This window comes from Thermanaerovibrio acidaminovorans DSM 6589 (genome assembly GCF_000024905.1).
GTDB classification, from domain to species: Bacteria; Synergistota; Synergistia; order Synergistales; family Synergistaceae; genus Thermanaerovibrio; species Thermanaerovibrio acidaminovorans.
Genome location: NC_013522.1, coordinates 399,870 through 421,808, shown reverse-complemented (window position 1 = coordinate 421,808; position 21,939 = coordinate 399,870). Strand labels below are relative to the sequence as shown.

The window sequence follows — 21,939 nt, the reverse complement described above, 5'->3', positions numbered from 1 at the left end:
TCTACACCTCCCCTATGGACATCAAAATCTCCCTCTTGATTTGGGACAGCTCCGCGTGGATCGAATCGTCCAGGAGGTGGGGCACATGGAACGTGCCCGCCACCTCCCCATCCCTCAGCACCACCACCGAGTCCCCCATGGCCAGAGCCTCGTCGATGTCGTGGGTGACCAGGATGAAGGTCTTTCCGGTCCTCTGGCGGATTCGCAGGACCTCCCTCTGCATGACCCTTCTGGTGAAGTAATCCAAGGAAGCGAAGGGCTCGTCCATGAGCACCACGTCGGGATCGTAGGCCAACGCCCGTCCCAAGGCCACCCGCTGAGCCATTCCGCCGGATATCTGGTGGGGCATGGCGGAGCGGAAATCGGTCAACCCGGTCATCTCGAGGGCCCCATCGACCCGGCGGGAGATCTCGGCCCGACCGAACCTGCCCACCAGCGGGAAGGCCACGTTCCCCTCCACCGACAGCCAGGGCATCAGCCGGGGCTCCTGGAAGACCATGCCGAAGCGGACATGGTCTCGGTCCAGCTCCCCGCCATGGCGGGAGGCGAACCGGATGGTTCCGGTGGTGGGACTGTCCAGGCCGGCTATCAGCCGAAGTAACGTGGTCTTTCCACACCCGCTCCGACCCACCACCGCCGTCATGGTACCCCAGGGTATCCCCAACCGAACATCCTTCAGGGCGTCCAAGGCCCCACCGGGGGTGGTGAACCGGCGCCCCACCCCCTCTAATATAAGGTCAATGGGCGTCATCCCCCCACCTCCTCCCCACCAGCAGGCTCGATGTTATGACCCTGAATAGCCCATCGGAGGCTATCCCCACCAGACCTATGACGAATATGCCCACCAGGGCCACGTCGGGCCTGGACATGGCCTGGGCATCCTGGATCATGTACCCAAGCCCCGAGGAGGCCGCCAGGAGCTCCGCCCCTATGAGGGACCGCCAGCTGTAGCCCAGGGCAAGCCTCAAGCCCGCCAACACGTAGGGCAGCGAGTACGGAAGGACTATCCGACCGATGATCTCCCTCTCGGACAACCCGAAGGCGTGTCCCACCTCCACCAGGGACCTGTCGCACCCCATAACCCCCTCCATGGCGTTGATGAAGGCGGGGAAGAAGGACGCCAGGGCTATGACCGCCAGCTTGGACCCCTCCCCTATTCCGAACCAAAGTATCAGGAGGGGAAGCAGGGCAAGGGGCGGCACGTGGCGCATGAACTCCAGGAGGGGGGAGATGGCCCGGCGCAACCGGGGCCTCAACCCCATTAGGATCCCCGCCGGGAGGGCCACCGCGGAGGACATGGTGAAGCCCATCCCTATCCTGGTCAGGCTGGACAAAAGGTGCTCCCTCAGCCTGCCGGAGTAGACCAGGTCCAGGAATGCTGCCCCCACCGCCGAAGGGGAGGGCAGTATGTAGGAAGTCCAGAGCCCCATCCTTGATCCGATCCACCATAGGGCCAGGAGCGCCCCGGCGATCACCGCCCCTGGGCCCCAAAGGACCGGCGAACCGGATGTAGCCCTCCGGGGATCCGGATCATAGTTTTCGTAACCAATCTGATCTCCCTTGGCTCGGTTCATGAAGCCATTATACAACCCCCATTGTCCCCCCCTTGGGCCAACGGTAGTCCGGGGACACGCCTTTACGAGCCGACGGAGCTCAATATAATATCTGATAATCGTTTTCAGGATAGCCAACGCGGGTTGGATCATCCGGCGGGATTGGCTGGGATCCTGGGAGGGGAGATAGAGATGGCTAAGGTGATTGCGGTGTGCACCAGCGGAGAGCGGAGGGAGCCAAAGACGGCACGTCAGCGGGCGGTCTTCGTTGAGGGCAAGGGCACCCAGGAGGACTCCCACTTCGGGCTGGTGGAGAGGCAGGTAAGCCTTCTTAGGCTCGAGGACATCCGGGCGGCGGAGGCGGGCTTCGACTTCCCCCCCGGGAGCCTGGCGGAGAACCTGGTGATAGAGGGGCTTCCGGAGGGGCTGTCCCCCGGTCAGGTGCTGGCCGTGGGCCCCTCCGTTCGCCTCCGGGTGGTGGAGAGGGGCAAGAAGCCTGGGGAGCCTCACACCTACGATTACCGGGGATGGTGTCTTCTGCCCACCAAGGGCTACTTCCTCTCGGTGGAGCGGGGTGGACCGGTCTCCCCCGGCGACCGGGTCACCGTGGAGGATGGGGACCTTGGCTGAGGGGGCACGTGGGGACCTCCGCCAGAGGACCGAGCGGTACCTGGAGGCCCTGGCGCGGAAGGGGTGTCGCAGGACCGGCCCAAGGCGACTGATCATCGAAACCCTGCTGGAGAGCCAAGGGGAGCACCTCAGCGCCCGGGAGATCATGGAGCGGGTCCAGTCCAAGGACCCCTCGGTGGGCTTCGCCACCGTCTACAGGACGCTGATGGTGCTCAGCCAGGTGGGGCTGGTACACGCCGTCGACCGGGGGGAGGGCTTCTCCCGGTTCCACCTGGCCGAGGGGGGCACCCACCTGTACGTCCTCTGCAGCCGTTGTGGAAGGATCCAACACCTGGATGACCAGGAGGCCAAGGTGGAGGCCCTAAGGGACTGGGCCGGGAAGGTGGGGTATCGGCTCATGCCCCAGACCATCCAGATACTGGGGATATGCCCCCAGTGCGGGGATGACCCCCCCCCGGAAGGGATCGACCACCGATACGTCTCCTGCTGCGGACGCCGCCGAAGGAGATGCACCCCATAGGGACGCGAAAACCCCCCTTGACTGGACTCAAGGGGGGTTTAAAATACCCGTGGTTATTGATAATGATAATCTATAGCTATAGGGGGTGCGCGTGATGATAGCCGTAGCAGCGGAGGGGCGGGAGCCAAGCGCAAGGCCCGCGGAACGATTCGCCAGGGCCCCGTGGTTCCTGATCTTCGACCCCAGTGGGTCGTTCGTCCAGGCGATGGACCTGGCGGTTGGGGAGCACGGGGCGGCCGCGGCGGCGGTGGGTTTGCTATCCGCTAAAGGCGTGTCGGTGGTCCTGGCCCCGAGGCTTGGTCCCAACGCCGCATCTGCACTGAAGGCGGCCAATATGAGGGCCTACCTCGCCGAGGGGGCCACCGCAGCGGATTGTGTGGCCCGGTACCTCTCAGGAGAGGCGATCCCCCTGGACTGACTAAGGGGATACGGCGATGCGAAGAGATCGATATTGGGGGGTAATGAACGGTGTCTGAGAACGCCTGTGGCAACTGCGCCCAGAGGGGGGCGTGCGATTCGACCCCCGAGGCATGCGGTGTGAGCAAGGGCCCCAAGAGGTCCATCGGTCGGATAGTGGCAATCGGCAGCGGCAAGGGTGGGGTGGGCAAGAGCTCCGTCTCGGCCCTGATGGCGGTGGCCCTGGCTAGGAAGGGCTTAAAGGTGGGGATCCTGGACGCGGACATCACCGGCCCATCCATCCCAAAGCTTATGGGGATAAGCTCCATGCCCATGGGATCCCCACTGGGGATCATCCCGCCCAAATCTCCCACCCTGGGCATATCGGTCATGTCCATCAACCTTCTGTTGGAGGACGCCACCAAGCCGGTGATATGGAGGGGGCCCATAATAGCCAACACCATCAAGCAGTTCTACGAAGAGGTCCTCTGGGGGGACCTGGACGCCCTGCTGATAGACCTTCCGCCGGGGACCTCGGACGCGCCGCTGACGGTCATGCAGAGCATACCCCTGGACGGGATGGTGGTGGTCACCTCCCCCCAGGAGCTGGCCAACATGGTGGTTGAGAAGGCAATGCACATGGCTACCATGATGAACACCGAGATACTGGGCCTGGTGGAGAACATGGCCTACGCCATATGCCCCCACTGCGGCCAGCGATGGGACGTGTTCGGCCCCAGCAGCCTGGATCAGCTGGCCTCCAAGTGGTCGGTGGAGAGGGTGGCGACCCTTCCGATGGACACCTCCATATCCAAGCTGGGGGACATGGGACGCATCGAGGAGTACCACAACCTGGAGCTGCTGGATCCGATTATCCAGGCCTTCATCGGCCCCCAGGAGACTTAGGGCTTGACTTGCAAGGGGGTAACCGGGGGACACCCGTCATGGGGGCTCGGTTACCCCTCTTTTTTACCCTACCGGTGGACATCTCAAGCCCGATCCCTTGACTTCCAGGGGGACGACAATATAATGATAATCAATATCAATAGTGGAGGTGGGCGACGTGTACGGTCTCAATCGCGTGGCTAGGCGCAACGTAACTCCCCGCCGGGGTTGCGGCATGGGCCCCTGCGGCGGTGGCATGGGGTTCCGCCGGGGACGAAGGTTATCGTGGCATTCCCGCCCTGACCGGGGATGGGTCTGCGCGTCGGAGCTGATCTCCCGGGTAGCCGCCCTGGAGGATCAGGTGAGGCGCCTTGGGGCCCAAGGCGACGAGGCCAAGGGATGACAGCCTAAGGAGGGATGATGAGTTGAAGATAGCGGTTCCGATGGAGGGGGGGCTGGTCTGCCCCCACTTCGGTCACGCCCCTGAGTTCCTGGTGGTTGCCACCGACGAGGACAAACCGGTGGCGCGGGAGGTCTACGAGAACCCGGGACATGAGCCGGGCAGGCTTCCCCGGTGGCTGGCGGACCTGGGGGTCAAGACCATCCTGGCGGGGGGCATGGGAGATAGGGCGGTATCCCTCTTCAAGGCCAACGGCATAAGGGTCTGTCTAGGGGTATCGGGCCCCGCGGAGGAGGTGGTGGACGCGTTCCTCTCCGGCCGGCTAGAGGAGGGGGAGAGCCTCTGCGACCACCAGCCGGGGAGCGTCTGCGGCCACGGAGACGGAGGATGCCATCACTAGGCGATAGGCCCATGGCCATTGCGGTGGTGAGCGGCAAGGGCGGGGCGGGGAAGACGTCTTTCTCCGCCTCCCTCGTCCTGTCCAGGCGGGGGGTTACGGCCGTCGACGCGGACGTGGAGGAACCCAACCTGGCCCTGCTCCTGGGCAACCCGCCCATGGCCACCATGAACGCCACCATCCCTACCCCCCAGGTGGTGGATGACCTTTGCGCCCGTTGCGGCACCTGTTCCAGGACATGCCGTTTCGGCGCCGTGTTCTCCTTTGGACAGGCCCCCCCGGTCTTCAATTCCCTCTGCCACGGATGCGGGGCCTGCGTGCTGGCTTGTCCCCGTGGGGCGCTATACCAGGTGGATAGGCCGGTGGGGGTGATTGGCCGGGGCGTGGCGGGGGACGCGATCCTGGTGGAGGGGCGCCTCCTGGTAGGTAACCCCAATCCGGTCCCGGTGATCCACCGGGCCATTGAGGTTGGGTTAGCGGAGGGAAGGGATGCGGTGATCGACTCCCCCCCGGGGGCCGCCTGTCCAATGATGGCGGCGGTGCGAGAGGCGGACGCGGTCATCCTGGTGACCGAGCCCACCCCCTTCGGGAGGGCGGACGCGGAGGTGGCCGCCCAGGTTTTGGTGGAGCTGGGGAAGCCCACCGCCCTGGTGGTGAACCGCTCCGGGATCCTGGAGGAGGACCCTCCACTTGGGGGGATCCTGGGCACCCTGCCGGAGCTTGCAAGGATATCCTTTTCCAGGAGGGTGGCGGAGGGATACGCGGTGGGGGTACCGCCCTCTGCGGTGGACCCCTCGTGGGCGATGGCGGCCGAGTCCGCCTGGAGATGGGTAATGGAGGTGACCGGATGAACCCCCTGGAGATCGCGGTGGTGAGCGGCAAGGGAGGAACCGGCAAGACCACCGTGTCCTCCGCCCTGGCGGCGGCGCTCAAGGGGGACTGCGTCCTGTGCGATGCGGACGTGAACGTGCCGGACCTTTGGATCCTATTGAGGCCCCGGATCCTGGAGAGGGAGGACTTCATGGGGCAGGAGAAGGCGGAGATGCGCCGCCACCTATGCGAAGGTTGCGGAAGGTGCGCCGCCGCTTGCCGGTTCGACGCCATATGGCTGGAGGATGGAGAGGTTCGGCTGGATCGGCGTCGATGCGAGGGGTGCGGGGCCTGCGCCGTGGTTTGCCCCACGGGGGCCATCTCCCTCTCCCCGTCGATCCAAGGGGACGTCTTTCGTAGCGAGACGGACCTGGGCCCCTTCTGGCACGCCCGGCTGCACCCCGGGGGGGAGAACTCCGGCCGGCTGGTTCAGCTCCTCAGGGATAGGGCCCGGAAGACCGGACGGGAGCTCGGTAAGCGCTGGGTCCTGGTGGACGGGCCCCCGGGGGTCGCCTGCCCCGCCGCCTCGGCCATAACCGGTTGCCAACTGGCCCTGGCGGTCACCGAGCCCTCCAGGAGCGGGCTTCACGACCTGAGGCGTCTTGGGGAGCTGGCAAGCCGCCTCAGGGTCCCCATGGCGGTGGTCCTGAACCGCTCGGACCTCTCGGAGGAGGGGGCCCAGGCGGTGAGACGGACCTGCGATGAGATGGGATGGCCCCTCTTGGCGGAGATACCGTTCGACCAGGAGATCGCAAGGGACTTGGCCATGGCCAGGATACCCAGCGCCCCCTTGGCGAAGGCCATCCAGGCCATCAAAGAGGGCATGGAGGATCTCCTGGGCGAGGATGCCGTCGAGGAGGGAGAATGAAAGGGGGCCCCGCGGGGCCCCCTTCGCTCTGCGGTGTGGGCGGATGGATCAATCCCACTTGGATCCGTCCAGCTCCCCCTCGCCCTTGGCCACCACCACGGTGCCCACCATGTCGCCCGTCACGTTGAGCAGGGTGCGCCCCATGTCCATTATGGAGTCGATACCCAGGATCATGGCGTAGGCGGCGGCAGCGGCGGTCCCCTCCGACACCGATATGCCCACCGAGTTGAGCACCATGAGCAGCATTATGGCCCCCGCTCCCGGCACCCCTGCGGTGCCTATGGAGGCCAGGGTGGCGGTCAGTATCACCGTAAGCTGCTGGCTAAGGGAGAGGGCCTGCCCCATGCAGTTGGCCACGAACATGACGCACACCCCCTGGTATATGGCGGTGCCGTCCATGTTTATGGTTGCCCCCAGCGGCAAGGTGAAGGAAAATATGCCCTTAGAGACCCCGAGCATCTCCTCCGACACCTCCATGGTGACCGGCAGGGTGGCGCTGCTGCTGCGGGTCACGAAGGCGGTTATCATGGCCTCCCTGGCGCGGCGGAAGAAGCCAAGGGGACTCAGGCCGAAGGCCTTGAGGGCCGCCCCGTAGATCACCACCATGTGGGCCCCGAAAGCCAGGTAAACGGTCCCCAACGCCATGGCCAGAGGCCCGGCAACCTTGCTTCCCTGCTGGGAGAATACGGTGGCGATCAGGGCGAAGACCCCGATGGGGGCGTACTCCATGATCCACTTGGTGATCTTGTACATGGCCTCCGCCCCGCCCTCGCAGACCTTGAAGACCGCCTGCCCGGCGGAGCTGAGCCGCGGGTCCTGGGACTCGGAGAGGGTGCTTATGCCTATGCCCAGCAGCAGGGCGAAGAATATTATCTGGAGCATGTTCCCCCCCGCCAGGGCCTCCACCGGGTTGGTGGGCACCACGTTGAGGAGGGTTTCAACCAGGCTCGGCGGGGTGGCCGACAGGGTGGCCCCGCCGGTGCCCTCCAGGACCAGCCCAAGCCCGGGCTTGAGCAGGTTCGCGAAGAGGAGCCCCACCGTCACCGCCAGGGCGGTGGTTATGGTGTAGTAGGCGATGAGCTTGATCCCAACGGAGCCCAGCCTGGAGGGGGAAACGCTGGAGGCCCCAACCACCAGGGAGAAGAAGACCACGGGAACCACTATCATCCTCAGAAGACGAAGCAACAGGTCGCCCAGGGGCTTGACCGCCGCCGCCTGGGGTCCCAGGGCGAGCCCCACCGCCGCCCCCAGCGCGGTGGCGACAAGGATCCTAGCCACCAGGCTGGTGCCGAAGTAAAAACCCAATAAGCCCTTGGAACCGTTGGAACCGCTCAAACACAACACCTCCGATGAATGAAAATTAAGGAATCGGTCGAATTCCCTTAAAGTAATTATACAAAAACCCGACCGCCATGCAATTAAAATCCACTGGAGATATGAAGCGGAGGGACAAATATATTTGACCCTCCGCGCGCCGGGGCCTCAGCGGCTTCTGCGGTCAGCTCTTCCCTGGCGGCCTTCCACGAGGCGGAGCTTGGATCTCCGTTGTCAACATCCGTCATCGGCAGGTCGATCCCCCGGGCCAAGAGCTCCCGGCGGAGCACCTGGATGAAGACCCCGGCACTGCCATAGCGGACAGCGAAGTCCACAACCTTGCGGGTATCGGGGGACATGCGGCCGGTGCAGGTGGCGGTTACGCCGCAGCTGGGGCTCCCCTTAACGCCCACTACCCCCAGGACCTGGACACCGTTCTGTAGGGCATCCTGGATCTGGTCCATGAAGGGCTCCAGTATCCTGGAACAGTGCCGGCGAAAGGCCGGGCTGTCGTACTGCTCCACCCCCATGGGGCATCTCCTCAAGCCAAGGAAGGTGCTCTCCGGACATGGCAGCTGGATGATCCCCGTTCCCTCCGCCACGAGCGGCGCCAGGAACTCCCCCATGGCCCCCGGGTACCGGGCCTCCCCATCAACGATGGCGTTGGCGTTCAGTATGCAGTGGCACAGCACGACCAATCTATAGCTTCGTTCCATCCCAGCCTACTCCCCCTTACCCCTGAAGAAGGGGGTGCCGCTCATGGCGTGGATCCTGGCGGGGAGCTTTGGCAATATGAGGGCCACCAGGACACAGCAGGCAACCTTGTCGACCAGGTTGCCGGTTATCCGGGGGATGAACGCGGCGGTGAAGATGGAGCTCCCACATGGCAAAGGCGGCTTTGGCGATGAGACGAGATGGATGCCGCCTGGTGCGAAGGCGGAGAGCGCAGAGGGAGATCCTTCGGTGAGTCCGATCATCCGCAAGGGAACCGTACCGGGGGATGGGCTCAACCCAAGGGAGGTCCGGCCCGCCACCCGGTCCTCACGCCCAGGCGCTCTCCAACAACGGCAACAACGGCGCAGACCGTGCCGTAGACTCCGGGGCGTCACCTGTGAGCCGGCCGAATCATCCCCATCCCCCCTTCACATGCCATCGCCCAAACACAGGACAACTATACCACCCGATCTAACGTACCTATCCCATGCCCTGCTATGCCGCCATGACTCAAGCCCCTCCCCCACAGCCCAGATCCGGTGAGGCGATCCGCCGGAGGGTGAACGCCGCCACCTCAAGGGGGGAGAAGTTCCCCAAGGGGCCAGGCCCGGGGGCATAAAAATCAAGGGAGGGGCGACATTGCGTCGCCCCTCCCACCTAGGCCTATAAAGACTTAGAGCTTAACCACGTTGGCAGCCTGCTCGCCCTTGGGACCCATCTCCACGTCCAGGGAGACCCGCTGCCCCTCCTCGAGGGTCCTGTAGCCATCCATCTTGATGGCGCTGAAGTGACAGAACACGTCCCTGCCCTCGTCGGTGGTGATGAAGCCATAACCCTTCGTCGCGTTGAACCACTTAACCGTTCCCTGAGTAGCCACTTGTTGCCTCCTGAATTTAGTCCTTTCTAGAGAAGGACGGTTGCGCTGCCGAAACCCGACAACGAGGCCATTATAGATCTTCTAAAAATTTTGTCAACCCAGGGGATCTCGTTAAGTTTTTTTAACTAAACCCCCAGCTCCGCCACCAGGTCCCCTATGGCATGGACGCACTCGTCGGGCAGGCTATCGTAGCCCCCGGTGCACTCCTCCCTCTCTCCCAGGAACCTGATCCGGGCCTCCAGAGACCGCCGGAGAACCTCCCGGTACCCCGGATCGTCCACAGGGGGCTCGAAACCATCGATGGGCAGGTAGTCCATCCCACCCACCAGCCCCTGGAAGCCGCAGCGCCCCTCCACCACGTCCAGTAGGACCTGCAGCGTGAGATCCTTTGGCACCTTCCGACCCATGAAGTGACCGGTGTTGAGCACGAAACACCTGACACCCCTCCCAAAGATCCCCTTGAACTTCTCGTAGTCCTCCCGAAGGGGGTAGGCCCTGAAGGGGTTAGCGAAGGGCTCGAAGACCAAAGCCTCCGGGTCCACCCCGGAGGCCAGCCTCTCGGCGCTGCTCCTCTTGGTGGCCAACGTGGCCCCCATGGCGGCCCCCAGGACCGGGTCCTTCATGATCCAGAAGACCGCGTCCAGCGGGTCGTCGATCCTGTCCACCCGGTCGGGGGACCAGAGCCTGGACTTGATGGCCCTGCCATTGCCGTTGCGCACGTCCTCCATCACCGGCACCCGGCGTCCCGTGGAGTCCAACGTAACACCGCAGTTCTGGATGGACAGGAGGTAGCGGTTGTCCGGGGATCCGCAGGGGTAGTCGGATGTCTTGTCGAAGTAGGAGGGCTCCAATGCCACGCCTGACAAAGCCCCATGAAACAACATCACAAAGGGATTGACAGGTCCAGCCCCTTAAGCCGTTCCCTCCCTTCGGCGTGTGTGACGGCACCAACCGAGGCCGCCGCCAAAGGACACGATAACACCCGGCTCGCCCGGATTAAAAGCCGGAGGGGCCGGGAAAGACATTTAAGATTTGGGCTTCAAAATTAAAAATGTAAACCTATTTGGGGGACGGGACACCCTCCCCCGGGCCCCTGCCGGGGAGGACCAGGAGGGATATGAGCCCCCTTGCGATCCCCATGGCCCTCCTGGGGCCCAGGAAACCGACTCCAGCCCCCAGGGCCAGGGCGCTCAGCCATATGCCCAGCCGGTGCTCCCGGACCCATCGGTCCGCCCCCCGGGAGGACTCGAGCAGCGCCTCCCGGGCACGGGTCAGCTCCCTCTCCTCCGAGACCCCGAAGCCCACAGGCAACACCCCCATCCGCAGAGAGCCAGCGCCAATCCCACCAGGCCGAAGGCCAGGGGCCCCCCAACCCGGGGCCTCAGCCAAAGCGATGCCCCGTAGGCCCCGAAGGCGATGCCCAGCACCAGAAACGAAATGGACAGGAACATCCCCAGGGCCCATCGGGCGGAGAGGGCCAGAAGGAGCCGCATCTCCGCCTCGATGGCATCCAGGACGCCCAGAACGAACTTGGCTATGGGCTCCATCCGCCTAGGATCAGTCCCGGTGGTGCCTCACCAGGGCCCCCAGCAGGAGCCCGGCGCCGAACGCCAGGGCCGCCACCGCCAGGGGAGACTCCCCAACCACCGACGTGGCCCGGTGGATCGCCGCCGAGGCGGGCTCCGATATGGCCCCCGCCCCCTTGGCTATCCGGTCCAGCACCCGCTCCCGCATCTCGTCCACGTAGGCCTTGAACTCCCCCAGGTACTGGCGGATCCGGTCCTCCTGCCTCTCCTCCTCCTCAACCGCCGGCAGCCGGGCCTCCAGCGCCTCCAGACGACGCAGAACCTCCTTCAGATCCTCCTCCATGACGGTCACCCCCTGTCCAATGCTGTGGCTATCGTGATATATAATTTAAATGAAGAATCGGCGGAAGGCAACACCGGGCCGAAGGAAGGGAGTGATCCTAGTGGACGTGCGGGAGGCGATAAGGTCCAGGCGATCGATAAACTTCTTCGATCCTGGAAGGAGGATACCCGAAGGGGTCCTGGAGGAGGTCATAGAGGAGGCCAACCTGGCCCCGTCATCCTTCAACCTCCAGCCCTGGGAGGTGGTGGTGGTCAAGGACCCGGAGGACAAGAGGCGCCTTCGGGAGTGCGCCTTCAACCAGCCCAAGGTGGAAGAGGCCTCGGCGGTCCTGATCGTGGCGTCGGACCCCATGGCGGTGGAGCGGCACATCGACCGGGTGCTCAAGAGCATGGTGGAGCTGGGCTACATGAAGGCGGAGGACGTGGAGCGCACCCGCCCCATGCCCTTCAACCTCTACGGGGAGATGGACTCGGAGAGGCGGCGCCTCTTCGCGGTCAAGAACGCGTCCCTCTTCGCCATGAGCCTAATGATCGCCGCCATGGGACACGGGCTGTCCACCCACCCCATGGACGGGTTCAACGAATCGAAGGTCAAGGAGGCCTTCGGCATACCTGGCAGGTTCGTGATCCCCATGCTGATAGCGGTGGGATACCTGAGGGACGGGGTTACCCTGTTGCCGAGGGGCCTGAGGCGCCCCCTGGAGGAGTTCGTCCACCTCGGCAGGTTCTCCCCCAAGGACTAACCCCCGCCGAGACTGAAACCCGGTTAACCACCTGGCCGCCGGAGGGCACCGAAGCCCACCGGCGGCTATTACTTTTCTTAAAGTTGGCAATCGATTTCTGCCGGTTGACTCAACGACAAATGGGAGCAAATATACAGCGATCCCATTTTGTGGCCATTGGCCGTTAAAATTCGAAGGAGGTTGGTTTCTTTGTCCGACGGAAAGAAGCGGGAGGGTTTCTCATCCGGGCTGGCGGTCTTCTTCGCCACCCTTGGGTCCGCGGTGGGGCTTGGCAACATATGGAAGTTCCCCTACCTCACTGGAGTCAACGGAGGGGGCGCCTTCCTCCTGGTCTACTTCATATGCATAGCCCTGGTGGGGATCCCGGTCATGACCGGAGAGTTCATAATAGGCCGCAGGGGAAGGGGCAACGCGGTGGGCTCCTTCAGGAACGTGACCGGCAACCCCGCAACCCCCTGGAGGTTCGTGGGGGTCCTGGGGGTCCTGTCCGCCTACCTCATCATGTTCTTCTACACCGACGTGGCGGGCTGGGTCTACTTCTACTTCTTCAAGGCCGCCACCGGACAGCTGGCGGGGATAACCAAGGAGCAGGTGGGTCCCCTCTTCAAGGCGGTGGTGGGCGCCGGCGCCACGTCGCTCCGGGGGGCCATGTCCCCGGTCCTGTGGCAGTGGATCGTGCTGGCCCTGGTTGGTAGCGCCATATCTCTGGGGGTCCGCAGCGGCATAGAGCGGATCACCAAGACCCTCATGCCCCTCCTGTTCGTCCTCATCATCCTATGCGACATAAGGGCCCTCACCCTGCCAGGAGCCAAGGATGGCATCCGCTTCCTGTTCAACGTGGACTTCTCAAAGCTGACCCCTTCGGTCATCCTGGCCGCCCTGGGACTGGCGTTCTTCAAGCTCTCCCTTGGGATGAGCACCATGATCACCTACGGATCCTACTTCACCGACGACAACCGGCTGATCAACACCGCCGTCCGGGTTGCCGCCTCGGACACCCTGGTCTCCCTGCTGGCGGGGCTGGCCATCTTCCCCACGGTCTTCAGCTTCGGCATGGAGCCCTCCGCCGGGCCAGGACTCCTGTTCATGACCATCCCCCTGGTCTTCAGCCAGATACCCCTGGGCAACCTGCTCCTGGCCGCCTTCTTCCTCCTCACCTGCTTCGCCGCCACCACCGCCATGCTCTCCATAATGGAGGTCCCCATCGCCTTCATGGTGGAGGAGCTCAAGCTGAAGCGCCCCCTGGCGGCGCTACTCAACTGCATCATCATCGGCTCCATCGGCGCCACCGCCACCCTATCGGCGGACGGGTCCTCCTACCTCGGGGGCATCCATATTCTGGGCAGGACCTTCTTCGACCTCTACGACCACCTGTCCAGCAACATCATGATGCCCATAGGCGGGCTCCTCACCGCGGTCTTCGTGGGCTACGTGCTCAAGAGCGGGATCGTGGAGGAACAGCTCTCCAACGGAGGCACCCTGAACAACCGGGGGCTCATCGCCGCCTACCGGTTCGTCCTCCGGTACATAACCCCGGCGCTGCTACTGCTGGTCTTCCTGAGCACCGCGGGGGTGATAAGGCTCTAGGGAGAAATGATCCCCAGGTCCCGAATGGACCCACCCCCCAGGTCCGATAACTTAGTAGGACTAGGGGGGTGATCCGATTGGACAGGAGGGTGGAAGCCGTAAACGGGGTCAACCCGGTGGAGCCCGTGCGCCCCAAGAGGGGACCCAAGGGGGAACCGGGCAGGGTGCGCCGCCGCTGGGAGGACTTCCTGGAGGAGGAGTCCCGCCAGGGGGGCGGGAACCAGCCCCACCAAGAGGCGAGGGACCGGGAACCCCTCCACCAGGACGAGCCCCCGGAGGACCCAAGGGAGGCCCTGAGGCGCGTAAAGGAACGCCCCACCTCCCTGCTGGAGGCCCACAGCCCGAAGGACACCCGGGGGGTCATAATAGACTCCAAGGGGTAGGGGTGGTTGACACTCATGATAACTGTGAGTTATCATGACCCTGGACAAGATGACCAGGAGGTGTTGATCATGACCAAGTTCATGAGGCTCATAGGCAGAATATACGTTCTCAAGGGAGGCTCCGTGGAGAGGCTCTTCGACGCCGACAGGGCCTCCGCCTTTCACCGCCGGTGCGTGACGCTGGAGGACCTGATGAGCTGCGGAGATCCGTCCAGGGCGGCCTGACCCGGAACATACACCTATCAGAGCAGGGTAAGGAGGGGGGACCCAGGTCCCCCCTCCGGCTTGCGCTATCCCCTCAGGCCCCTAAAGCTCCATCCCCGCCTTCAGGGCCTTCACGTTCAGCTCCAGGAACCTGGGGGGCACCACGTCCGCCAGCACCTGGGACCAGTCTATGGTGTCCAGCCCCATGGACCTTATGAGGGCCCCCAGTAGCACCACGTTCTGAGCCTTCACGTTCCCCAGCTCCTGGGCCACCTTCCCGGCGTCGAAGATCTTCAAGTCCCTCACCTTCCGGCGGAACATCTCGTCCAGCCCCTCCGGGTAGGAGTCCTTGCCCAGGAGAACCGGCACCGGGTAGATCTCGTAGTCGTTCACCACCAGGGTGCCCCCCTCCTTGAGGTAGCTGAGCCACCGGGCGGCCTCCAGCTTCTCGAAGGCCACCAGGATGTCCGCCTCCCCCTCGGAGATGACCGGCGAGTAGACCTTCTCCCCGTACCTCACGTGGGTGGTAACGCTGCCCCCCCTCTGGGACATGCCGTGGATCTCCGACATCTTCACGTCGTAGCCCATCTTCATGAGGCCCTCGGAGAGGACCTTGGAGGCCAGTATGGTGCCCTGCCCCCCGACGCCTACCAGGAGAATGCTATTGGTGGAGTTCCTACTCATTTACCTCGCCCTCCCTAGAGATGGCCCCCTTGGGGCAGAGCTGGAGACACAGGCCGCAACCGTTGCACTGGGCGGTGTCTATCACGATTACCCCATCCTTCATGGCTATAGCGGGACACCCGGGCCTTATGCAGGACTTGCACTTGACGCACTTGGAGTGATCCACCACGCAGTGCACCCCAGCCCTGGCTCGCTGGACCTCCTTTATGAGGGCGCAGGGCCGGCGGGTTATTATCACGAAGGGCTCCTCCGAGGCCTCCGCCGCCTTCACCGCCGCCTCACAGGCCTTGTAATCGTAGGGATCCACCACCACCAGGTTCTCCCTCTTGACCCCGCAGGCCACGCACAGGGCCTCGATGTCCAGGCTCACGGTCTCCTCCCCCATCAGGGTCCGGCCGGTCCCGGGGTTCTCCTGATGTCCCGTCATGGCGGTTATCCGGTTGTCCACGATCACCAGCGCCAGGGGGACCTTGTTGTACACCGAGTCGATGAGCCCCGTTATCCCCGAGTGGAAGAAGGTGGAGTCCCCGATGACCCCGAACACCTTCCCCTTGCGGCCCGCCAGCTGCTGGACCTTCTGGAAGCCCACCCCGGCGGAGACCGACGCCCCCATGCAGATCACCGTGTCCCCCACGTTCAGGGGCTCCATGGCCCCCAAGGTGTAGCAGCCGATGTCGCTGGTCACCACCTTGTCCTTGATCCGGCTCATGGCGTAGAAGATGCCCCTATGGGGACAGCCGGCGCACAGCACTGGCGGACGGCCCGGCACCGGACAGTCGGGCCTGGCCACCTTGGGCTCCTCGGAGGACACGAAGGCCCGCCTCACCACCGCGGGGGACAGCTCGTCCACCGCAGGCAGCAGCTCCCGGCCCACGCAGTCTATCCCCAGCTGCCTCACGAAGTTCTCGATGTAGGGCTCGTTCTCCTCCACCACCACCACCCGGTCCACGCTCCGGGCGAAGACGGATATGAGCCGATCCGGCAGGGGATGGGAGAAGCCTATCTTGAGGTAGCTGGCCTGATCGCCGAAGGCCTCCCGGGCGTGCTGGTAGCCGATGCCGCTGGCTATGACCCCTATCCGCCGGTCAGGCCCCCACTCGATCCGGTTGAAGGGACAGTCGTTGGAGTAGTCCCTCAGGGCCGCCAGCCGCTCCTCCACCACGTAGTGCCTGGCCTTGGCGGAGGAGGGGGCCATGAGGGTCTTACGGATGTCCCGGTGGTACTCCCTGATGGGCACCTCCTGCCGCTCTCCGAGCTCCACCACCCCCTTGCTGTGACAGACCCGGGTGGTGACCCGGAAGAGGACCGGGGTGTCGAACCTCTCGGATATCTCGAAGGCGGCCTTCATGAAGTCCTTGCACTCCTGGCTGTCCGAGGGCTCCAGCATGGGTATCTTGGCGTGCGGGGCGTACCAGCGGTTGTCCTGCTCGTTCTGGGAGCTGAAGAGCCCCGGGTCGTCGGCGGAGACCAGGACCAGGCCCCCGTTGACCCCTATGTAGGCCATGGTGAAGAGCGGGTCCGCCGCCACGTTCACCCCCACGTGCTTCATGGCCGCCAGGGCCCTAGCGCCGCCGATGGAGGCCCCGCTGGCCACCTCCAGAGCCACCTTCTCGTTGGTGGACCACTCGGAGTAGATCTCCCGATACTGGGACATGTTCTCCAATATCTCCGTGCTGGGAGTGCCGGGATATGCGGCCGCCACGTGAAGCCCCGCCTCCCAGGCACCCCTGGCTATCGCCTCGTTGCCCGTAAGTATCGCCTTACCTGCCAAGGCATTCCCCTCCTTCGTCTCCTAGCAACTCGAACGGGACCCCGGTCCCGCAGAAACCTTAACGGGCCCCCTGGGACACCAGGCAGGCCATGGCTATGGAGTACAGCTTGCCCCGGGCGGTCTCCGCCCGGGAGGTGAGCACTATGGGGGCCTTGGCCCCAAGGACCAGGCCCGCCATCTGGGCCTTGGCGTAGTAGATGAGGCTCTTGCCCGCCACGTTGCCGGTCTCTATGTTGGGCATGAGGAACAGGTCCACCTGGCCGGATATGCGGCTCTCTATCCCCTTGTGATGCGCCGCCTCGGGGGATATGGCCACGTCCAGGGCTATGGGCCCCTCCATCACGCAGGATCCGAACTCACCCCGGCCCCACTCCTCCACCAGGGCCGCCGCGTCCACGGTGGCCTGCATCTTGGGGTTCACCTGCTCGTTGGCGCAGAGCACCGCCACGTTGGGCCTCTCGTAGCCCAGGGCCCACAGGGCCGAAAGGGCGTTCCTAAGGATACCCCGCTTGGCCTCCAGGTCCGGGGCTATGTTTATCCCCCCGTCGGTGTGGAAGACCAGCCGATCCTCTCCGGGGATCTGAAACACCGACAGGTGGCTTATGAGGCTGCCGGTCCTCAGCCCCTTGTCGGGGTTGAGCACTCCCCGCATGAAGTCGCTGGTGTTCACCAGCCCCTTCATCAGCACCTGGGCCCTCCCCTCTCGGACCTCGTTGGCGGCGGTCACCGCCGCGGACGCAGGGTCCGGATCCGCTATGACCGGCAGGTCCGATAGACCCAGCTCCTTCGCCATGGGACCTATCTTGGACGGATCCCCCACCAGGAGGGCGTCGCATATGCCCTCCTCCCGGGCCATGGCCACGCACCGCAAGACCTCCATGTCCTCCGCGGATGCCACCGCCAGGGTCACCCGGCCACCGGAACGAACCCTATCCAATACCTGGTCGTAACTCCGCAGCATGCAAACCATACCCCCCAAAGATCGAGTTGAAAACGACGAAATCACCTAAATAACCCGAAAGTTTCCCCCTACGGGTCAAGGTTAATACCCCAGTGGCGGATTGTCCAGAGATAAACCGGCGATATCTCTAAAAAACTAAAGCTGTCTATGTGTTCTGTTAGCCCTTTTATGTTTTTACCCTTTTTGGAGCTATATATCCGCAGAACCCGGTCCCCCGGGCCCGGTTGTAGCCGGGCCCCTTAGAGGGTAAAATTGGGCAGGCTTCATGGAAGCCCATCCCATTCGAAGAGGAGGAACCGAGAATGGCCAAGGCTGTAGTGGACAAGGATACCTGCGTGGGTTGCGAGGCTTGCGTGGGGGTTTGCCCCACCTCCGCCATCTCCATGGTGGACGGCAAGGCGGAGGTTAACCCCGACGCCTGCGTAGAGTGCGGCGCCTGCGTCGCCACCTGCCCGGTGAGCGCCATCTCCCAGTAGTCCCGGGGGAGACCAGGGGGGGCCTTTGGCCCCCCTGTTTTTTACCCCCAGGATGCCACATGGGTGATCAAGTGATATAATTTCGGGATAAAATTAAGAAGGGAGTGATCGTTAATGAGAACGAGAACCTTGACGGCCCTGCTGGCCCTGGGACTGATCCTGGCCATGGGCTCCCCTTCCCTGGCCAAGGCCAGGATAGCGGTGCTCAGCTTCCAGGACAGCTCCGGCGCCGGGGCCCCCGCGGCGGCCATCGCGGACATGATGACCACCGAGCTCTTCAACACCGGCCTCTTCTCCGTGGTGGAGCGCTCCAGGATAGACCAGATCGCCATGGAGCAGAGGATGTCCGCCCAGGGGCTAACCTCCCCCTCCTCGGCGGTCCAGATGGGCCAGTTGCTGGGAGCGGAGTACCTGATGACCGGGTCCATAACCCAGTACCGCTACGAGGCCTCCGGGGGGGTCATACCCCTGCCGTTCGGGGGCCTCAGCGGAGTAGCGGTCGGATCCGAGACCGCCTACGTGACCCTGGACGTGAGGCTCATCAACGCCGCCACCGGAGAGGTTATAACCACCGCCAGGGCGGAGGGGGCGGCCAATCAGACCCAGGGGGGCCTGGCCTACGACTCCGCGGTCTTCGGCACCGGCAAGGCGGGGGGGCTCCTGGGACAGGCCACCTACAAGGCGGTAACCAAGATAGTCGAGCAGGTGAAGGGCAAGGTGGGGTCCTCCATCGGCGTCAAGCCCTTCAACGTGCTCTCCGAGATGGCCAAGGTGGTCACCATAGACGGGGGGTCCAACCACGGGGTCCAGGCGGGACAGCTCTTCATGGTCTACGGTGAGGGGGCCCCGGTGCTGGGCCTCAAGGGGGAGATCCTGGACGTGGAGAAGGTCAACCTGGGGCTCGTAAGGATCACCGAGGTGAACCCCAACTACTCCAAGGGGACCCTGATCAAGGGCATCGACGTGAGACGGGGTGACAAGGTGATACCCTACACCGGGGACGTGGAGTCCTTCCGGGTGGGCATAAGGTAGAGGGGGTGATGGGCTTGAGACGCTTGCTAACCCTGGCGCTCCTCCTGGGGGTGCTGATACCCTGCTCCGCCCAGGGGGCCATGCTCCCACCCCACAAGAGGATCGCGGTGATGATCTTCGAGTCCGCCAGCGGGCTCTTCAGGGACAACCTGGCGGTGGACACCGCCTCCACGGTGATCACCCAGGCGCTTATAGAGAACGGCTACCCGGTGGTCAACGACGCCCAGGTGAAGAAGATCAAGGCGGACAAGCGGTCCGAGCTCCTCAGGTCCGGGGACGCAAAGGCCATAAAGGCCCTGGGCAAGACCTACGACGTGCGGATATTCCTGGTGGGCAAGGCAACCCTGGCGGAGGCGGTGAGAAACGACTTCGGCACCTACACCGCCACCGCCACGGTCACCATCCAGGGCTACTCCACCCAGGACGGGAAGTACCTGCTGAGCCAGATGGCCAGCTCAAAGCAGCTGGGGGGCACCCCCGACGAGGCGTCCCAGAAGGCCCTGGAGGCCGCCTCCCGGGAGCTGGCCCAGCGGCTCATATCGGGCCAGGGGCAGACCATCCACGGCTCCTACCCCACCTCGTACCGCTACAGGGACGTGACGGTCACCATCACCGGCGCCCAGGACTTCCAGCAGGTGAACGCCATCCTCCAAAAGGTCCAGTCCCACCCGGCCACCCGCCAGGCCATGGTGACCTCCTACTCCTCCGGGAACGCCACCATCGGGGCCAGCTTCGGCGGGGACGTGAAGGAGATCCTGTCCCTGATAAGGGACACGGTCCAGCCCCGCAACGTCAGGACCGGACCGAACTCCATCTGGGTGGACCTTTAACGGGCACCTAAAGCGGAGGGGCCCCAGGAGGCCCCTCCGGTCACGCCGGGACGGTCCGCCGGCGGCTCATGATCAGGTGGAGGGCAAAGGCCCCCAGGAAGGCCCCCAGCGACAGGGCCAAGCCAGCCCCCTTGGGGTACACCAGCACCACCCCAGCCACAAGGAAGGCTAGCCTCTCCACCCAGCCCATGTCGGTCAGCCCGGTGCCTATGAAGGCTCCGGACAGGCAGAGGATCCCCAGGGCGGTGAGGCCGAAGACTCCGAGGAAGCTCACCCAAGAGAAGTCGATCAGGAGGAGCACCGGGTTGTAGACGAAGAAGAAGGGCAGTATGAGCCCCGAGGAGGTGAGGAAGAGCCCCGTAAGGGCCACCTTGGTGGGACGCCCCCCCGATAGCCCCGCGGCGGTGAAGCTGGTGAGCGCCACCGGGGGCACCACCCCCGACAGGGTCCCGTAGTAGAAGGCGAAGAAGTGGGCCGCCAGGGAGGGGACCCCCATGCCCTGAAGGGCCGGGGCCGCTATGGTGGCCACCACGATGTAGCAGGCGGTGGATGGGAGCCCCATTCCCAGGACGATTGAAGCCACCATGCAGAGAAGCAGCGACGCCCACAGCATGCCACCGGAGAGGTGCATTATGTTGAGGGCTATCACCTGTCCTAGCCCGGTCATCCCCACGGACCCCACTATGAAGCCCACGATGGCACAGGAGACCGCCACCGGGGCGGAGCTCACCGCCCCATCCTCCAGTGCCCTGAGGGCGTCCTTTAGGCTCATCCGGGTGCTGGGCCTGAGGGAGGAGACCACGATTATGGCCACCAGCCCCGCCATGGCGGAGAACAGCGGGGTGTAGCCCGCCACCAGCATGTAGATGATGAACGCCAGGGGTATCAGCATGTGCCCCCGCTCCGCCATGGTCTTCGAAAGGCTGGGCACCTCCTCGGGGGGCAGCCCCCTCATCCCCTGTCGCTTGGCCTGAAGGTCCACCATGAACATGATCCCCAGGAAGTAGAGGATCGCCGGGGCGAAGCCCGCCAGCATTATCTTCACGTAGGGGATCCCAAGGAAGGAGCTCATGATGAAGGCGGTGGCCCCCATTATGGGGGGCATGAGTATCCCGCCGGTGCTGGCGGAGGCCTCGACAGCCCCGGCGAAGTAGTCCGGGTAGCCTATCTTCTTCATCAGCGGGATGGTGAAGGCCCCGGTGGTGGCCACGTTGGCCTGGGCGCTGCCGGAGATGGTGCCCATCAGGGCGGAGGCTATGACCGACACCTTGGCGGGCCCCCCCCGGTAACGGCCCGCCAGCGCCAGCGCCAGGTCGTTGAAGAACTCGCTGGTCCTGGTGGCGGCCAGGAAGGCACCGAAGAGGATGAACATGAAAACGTAGGTGGCGGACACGGTCAGGGTGGTGCCGTAGATCCCCTCGTCGGTGAAGATCATCCGCACCAGGATCCTCTCCCAGTTGAACCCCCGGTGGGCGAAGAGGCCCGGGAAGTAGGGGCCGAACCGGGTGTAGCCCAGGAAGGCCAGGCTAAGCAACGTAAGGGGGATCCCAACGGACCGGCGGCTTGCCTCCGCCAGGACCGCCACCATCAGGGCCCCAAGCCACAGGTCCATAGCTGAGGGCTCCATGTTGAGGGCCAAGAGCTGATCGTACCGGACGATCATGTAGGCGGCGGAGAAGAGGGAGAACCCCGCCAGGATCAGGTCCAGGACCGACGGCCGGTCCTTGGGGGACCAGGGCATGGCGGGGCACAGGATGAACGTGAGCCCCATGAGGGTCCCCAGGTGAAGGGCGTTCATCTTTATGGTCATCATGACCCCCATGGTGTTCATCCAACAGTGGATCAGCGACACCGCCACCGCGTAGAGGCCCACCGCCAGCTTGAGCCTGCCGGAGAAGGACCGGTTCGGCAGGCTCTCGAAGGGGGATAGGAGCTTAAGGATCTGGTTCAAGGGACAAACCTCCGTTCAAGGCTAA

At 64.3% G+C, this 21,939-nt stretch carries 29 protein-coding genes; 15 read left to right on the top strand and 14 right to left on the bottom strand.

Annotation, left to right across the window (positions count from 1 at the left end; translation table 11 throughout):
• Position 1: 1 nt before the first annotated feature.
• Both TACI_RS01995 and TACI_RS01990 read right to left on the bottom strand, forming a co-directional pair.
• Positions 2 to 751 carry an ABC transporter ATP-binding protein gene (locus tag TACI_RS01995; RefSeq protein ID WP_012869152.1) on the bottom strand — a complete coding sequence of 250 codons (750 nt, stop codon included), beginning with the start codon at positions 749 to 751 and terminating at the stop codon, positions 2 to 4.
• Positions 738 to 1,574, bottom strand: coding sequence for an ABC transporter permease (locus TACI_RS01990; protein ID WP_012869151.1), 837 nt, complete (start codon positions 1,572 to 1,574; stop codon positions 738 to 740). The genes TACI_RS01995 and TACI_RS01990 overlap by 14 nt, the downstream gene beginning before the upstream one ends.
• Before the next feature lie 171 nt (positions 1,575 to 1,745).
• Between TACI_RS01990 and TACI_RS01985 the strand changes: the two genes are divergently transcribed.
• The 8 genes from TACI_RS01985 (at position 1,746) to TACI_RS01950 (ending at position 6,519) form a co-directional block, all read left to right on the top strand.
• Positions 1,746 to 2,183: an MOSC domain-containing protein gene (locus TACI_RS01985; RefSeq protein ID WP_012869150.1), complete on the top strand. Its 438-nt coding sequence runs from the start codon at positions 1,746 to 1,748 to the stop codon at positions 2,181 to 2,183.
• Complete coding sequence (locus TACI_RS01980) at positions 2,176 to 2,703, top strand: Fur family transcriptional regulator (RefSeq protein ID WP_012869149.1); 528 nt, start codon at positions 2,176 to 2,178, stop codon at positions 2,701 to 2,703. The genes TACI_RS01985 and TACI_RS01980 overlap by 8 nt, the downstream gene beginning before the upstream one ends.
• A 94-nt stretch (positions 2,704 to 2,797) precedes the next feature.
• On the top strand, positions 2,798 to 3,121 hold the full coding sequence (locus tag TACI_RS01975; RefSeq protein WP_012869148.1) for a NifB/NifX family molybdenum-iron cluster-binding protein: 324 nt from the start codon (positions 2,798 to 2,800) through the stop codon (positions 3,119 to 3,121).
• A gap of 50 nt (positions 3,122 to 3,171) precedes the next feature.
• Positions 3,172 to 4,005, top strand: a complete 834-nt coding sequence (locus TACI_RS01970) for a P-loop NTPase (RefSeq protein ID WP_012869147.1) — start codon at positions 3,172 to 3,174, stop codon at positions 4,003 to 4,005.
• Between the two features lie 157 nt (positions 4,006 to 4,162).
• Positions 4,163 to 4,387, top strand: coding sequence for a hypothetical protein (locus TACI_RS01965; protein ID WP_164925101.1), 225 nt, complete (start codon positions 4,163 to 4,165; stop codon positions 4,385 to 4,387).
• A gap of 22 nt (positions 4,388 to 4,409) precedes the next feature.
• On the top strand, positions 4,410 to 4,784 hold the full coding sequence (locus TACI_RS01960; RefSeq protein WP_012869146.1) for a NifB/NifX family molybdenum-iron cluster-binding protein: 375 nt from the start codon (positions 4,410 to 4,412) through the stop codon (positions 4,782 to 4,784).
• Positions 4,772 to 5,632 carry an ATP-binding protein gene (locus TACI_RS01955; RefSeq protein WP_012869145.1) on the top strand — a complete coding sequence of 287 codons (861 nt, stop codon included), beginning with the start codon at positions 4,772 to 4,774 and terminating at the stop codon, positions 5,630 to 5,632. Before TACI_RS01960 ends, TACI_RS01955 begins: the two co-directional genes overlap by 13 nt.
• On the top strand, positions 5,629 to 6,519 hold the full coding sequence (locus TACI_RS01950; protein ID WP_012869144.1) for an ATP-binding protein: 891 nt from the start codon (positions 5,629 to 5,631) through the stop codon (positions 6,517 to 6,519). Before TACI_RS01955 ends, TACI_RS01950 begins: the two co-directional genes overlap by 4 nt.
• Before the next feature lie 48 nt (positions 6,520 to 6,567).
• Here TACI_RS01950 and TACI_RS01945 read toward each other — a convergent pair whose 3' ends face one another.
• The 8 genes from TACI_RS01945 to TACI_RS01910 all read right to left on the bottom strand — a co-directional run bounded on the left by TACI_RS01945 (position 6,568) and on the right by TACI_RS01910 (position 11,293).
• Positions 6,568 to 7,863 (bottom strand): dicarboxylate/amino acid:cation symporter, encoded by a 1,296-nt coding sequence (locus tag TACI_RS01945; protein ID WP_242601136.1) that lies wholly within the window; start codon positions 7,861 to 7,863, stop codon positions 6,568 to 6,570.
• A 74-nt stretch (positions 7,864 to 7,937) separates the two neighbouring features.
• Complete coding sequence (locus TACI_RS01940) at positions 7,938 to 8,525, bottom strand: CD3072 family TudS-related putative desulfidase (protein ID WP_242601170.1); 588 nt, start codon at positions 8,523 to 8,525, stop codon at positions 7,938 to 7,940.
• Positions 8,526 to 8,555: 30 nt separating this feature from the next.
• Positions 8,556 to 8,723, bottom strand: coding sequence for a hypothetical protein (locus TACI_RS01935; RefSeq protein ID WP_012869141.1), 168 nt, complete (start codon positions 8,721 to 8,723; stop codon positions 8,556 to 8,558).
• Positions 8,724 to 9,220: 497 nt separating this feature from the next.
• Positions 9,221 to 9,424 (bottom strand): cold-shock protein, encoded by a 204-nt coding sequence (locus tag TACI_RS01930; protein WP_012869140.1) that lies wholly within the window; start codon positions 9,422 to 9,424, stop codon positions 9,221 to 9,223.
• A 125-nt stretch (positions 9,425 to 9,549) separates the two neighbouring features.
• A complete protein-coding gene (locus tag TACI_RS01925) occupies positions 9,550 to 10,281 on the bottom strand; it encodes a hypothetical protein (RefSeq protein ID WP_164925099.1) in 732 nt (243 codons plus the stop codon).
• 202 nt (positions 10,282 to 10,483) lie between these two features.
• On the bottom strand, positions 10,484 to 10,729 hold the full coding sequence (locus TACI_RS01920) for a hypothetical protein (RefSeq protein WP_012869138.1): 246 nt from the start codon (positions 10,727 to 10,729) through the stop codon (positions 10,484 to 10,486).
• On the bottom strand, positions 10,696 to 10,971 hold the full coding sequence (locus TACI_RS01915; protein ID WP_012869137.1) for a hypothetical protein: 276 nt from the start codon (positions 10,969 to 10,971) through the stop codon (positions 10,696 to 10,698). The genes TACI_RS01920 and TACI_RS01915 overlap by 34 nt, the downstream gene beginning before the upstream one ends.
• Before the next feature lie 10 nt (positions 10,972 to 10,981).
• On the bottom strand, positions 10,982 to 11,293 hold the full coding sequence (locus TACI_RS01910) for a hypothetical protein (RefSeq protein WP_012869136.1): 312 nt from the start codon (positions 11,291 to 11,293) through the stop codon (positions 10,982 to 10,984).
• 100 nt (positions 11,294 to 11,393) lie between these two features.
• Between TACI_RS01910 and TACI_RS01905 the strand changes: the two genes are divergently transcribed.
• The 4 genes from TACI_RS01905 to TACI_RS01890 all read left to right on the top strand — a co-directional run bounded on the left by TACI_RS01905 (position 11,394) and on the right by TACI_RS01890 (position 14,230).
• Positions 11,394 to 12,035, top strand: a complete 642-nt coding sequence (locus TACI_RS01905; protein ID WP_012869135.1) for a nitroreductase family protein — start codon at positions 11,394 to 11,396, stop codon at positions 12,033 to 12,035.
• Positions 12,036 to 12,224: 189 nt separating this feature from the next.
• A complete protein-coding gene (locus TACI_RS01900) occupies positions 12,225 to 13,622 on the top strand; it encodes a sodium-dependent transporter (protein ID WP_012869134.1) in 1,398 nt (465 codons plus the stop codon).
• Positions 13,623 to 13,699: 77 nt separating this feature from the next.
• Positions 13,700 to 14,005 (top strand): hypothetical protein, encoded by a 306-nt coding sequence (locus tag TACI_RS01895; protein ID WP_012869133.1) that lies wholly within the window; start codon positions 13,700 to 13,702, stop codon positions 14,003 to 14,005.
• Positions 14,006 to 14,074: 69 nt separating this feature from the next.
• The gene (locus TACI_RS01890) at positions 14,075 to 14,230 is read left to right on the top strand and encodes a hypothetical protein (protein WP_012869132.1); all 156 of its coding nucleotides are present in this window, start codon (positions 14,075 to 14,077) and stop codon (positions 14,228 to 14,230) included.
• Between the two features lie 81 nt (positions 14,231 to 14,311).
• On the opposite strand, the gene TACI_RS01885 is transcribed toward TACI_RS01890, so the two are convergent.
• The 3 genes from TACI_RS01885 to TACI_RS01875 are packed head-to-tail and all read right to left on the bottom strand — an operon-like array spanning position 14,312 to position 17,625.
• Positions 14,312 to 14,893, bottom strand: a complete 582-nt coding sequence (locus TACI_RS01885; RefSeq protein WP_012869131.1) for an indolepyruvate oxidoreductase subunit beta — start codon at positions 14,891 to 14,893, stop codon at positions 14,312 to 14,314.
• Positions 14,886 to 16,664: an indolepyruvate ferredoxin oxidoreductase subunit alpha gene (gene iorA, locus TACI_RS01880; RefSeq protein ID WP_012869130.1), complete on the bottom strand. Its 1,779-nt coding sequence runs from the start codon at positions 16,662 to 16,664 to the stop codon at positions 14,886 to 14,888. The genes TACI_RS01885 and iorA overlap by 8 nt, the downstream gene beginning before the upstream one ends.
• Before the next feature lie 58 nt (positions 16,665 to 16,722).
• A complete protein-coding gene (locus tag TACI_RS01875) occupies positions 16,723 to 17,625 on the bottom strand; it encodes a bifunctional enoyl-CoA hydratase/phosphate acetyltransferase (protein WP_012869129.1) in 903 nt (300 codons plus the stop codon).
• 275 nt (positions 17,626 to 17,900) lie between these two features.
• On the opposite strand from TACI_RS01875, the gene TACI_RS01870 reads away from it, so the two are divergent.
• The 3 genes from TACI_RS01870 to TACI_RS01860 all read left to right on the top strand — a co-directional run bounded on the left by TACI_RS01870 (position 17,901) and on the right by TACI_RS01860 (position 19,963).
• Positions 17,901 to 18,101, top strand: a complete 201-nt coding sequence (locus TACI_RS01870; protein ID WP_278007114.1) for a 4Fe-4S binding protein — start codon at positions 17,901 to 17,903, stop codon at positions 18,099 to 18,101.
• A gap of 114 nt (positions 18,102 to 18,215) precedes the next feature.
• Positions 18,216 to 19,133 (top strand): curli production assembly/transport component CsgG, encoded by a 918-nt coding sequence (locus TACI_RS01865; RefSeq protein ID WP_012869127.1) that lies wholly within the window; start codon positions 18,216 to 18,218, stop codon positions 19,131 to 19,133.
• Between the two features lie 8 nt (positions 19,134 to 19,141).
• Positions 19,142 to 19,963, top strand: coding sequence for a hypothetical protein (locus TACI_RS01860; protein WP_242601135.1), 822 nt, complete (start codon positions 19,142 to 19,144; stop codon positions 19,961 to 19,963).
• Positions 19,964 to 20,003: 40 nt separating this feature from the next.
• On the opposite strand, the gene TACI_RS01855 is transcribed toward TACI_RS01860, so the two are convergent.
• Positions 20,004 to 21,914, bottom strand: a complete 1,911-nt coding sequence (locus TACI_RS01855) for a TRAP transporter permease (RefSeq protein WP_012869125.1) — start codon at positions 21,912 to 21,914, stop codon at positions 20,004 to 20,006.
• Positions 21,915 to 21,939: the final 25 nt, after the last annotated feature.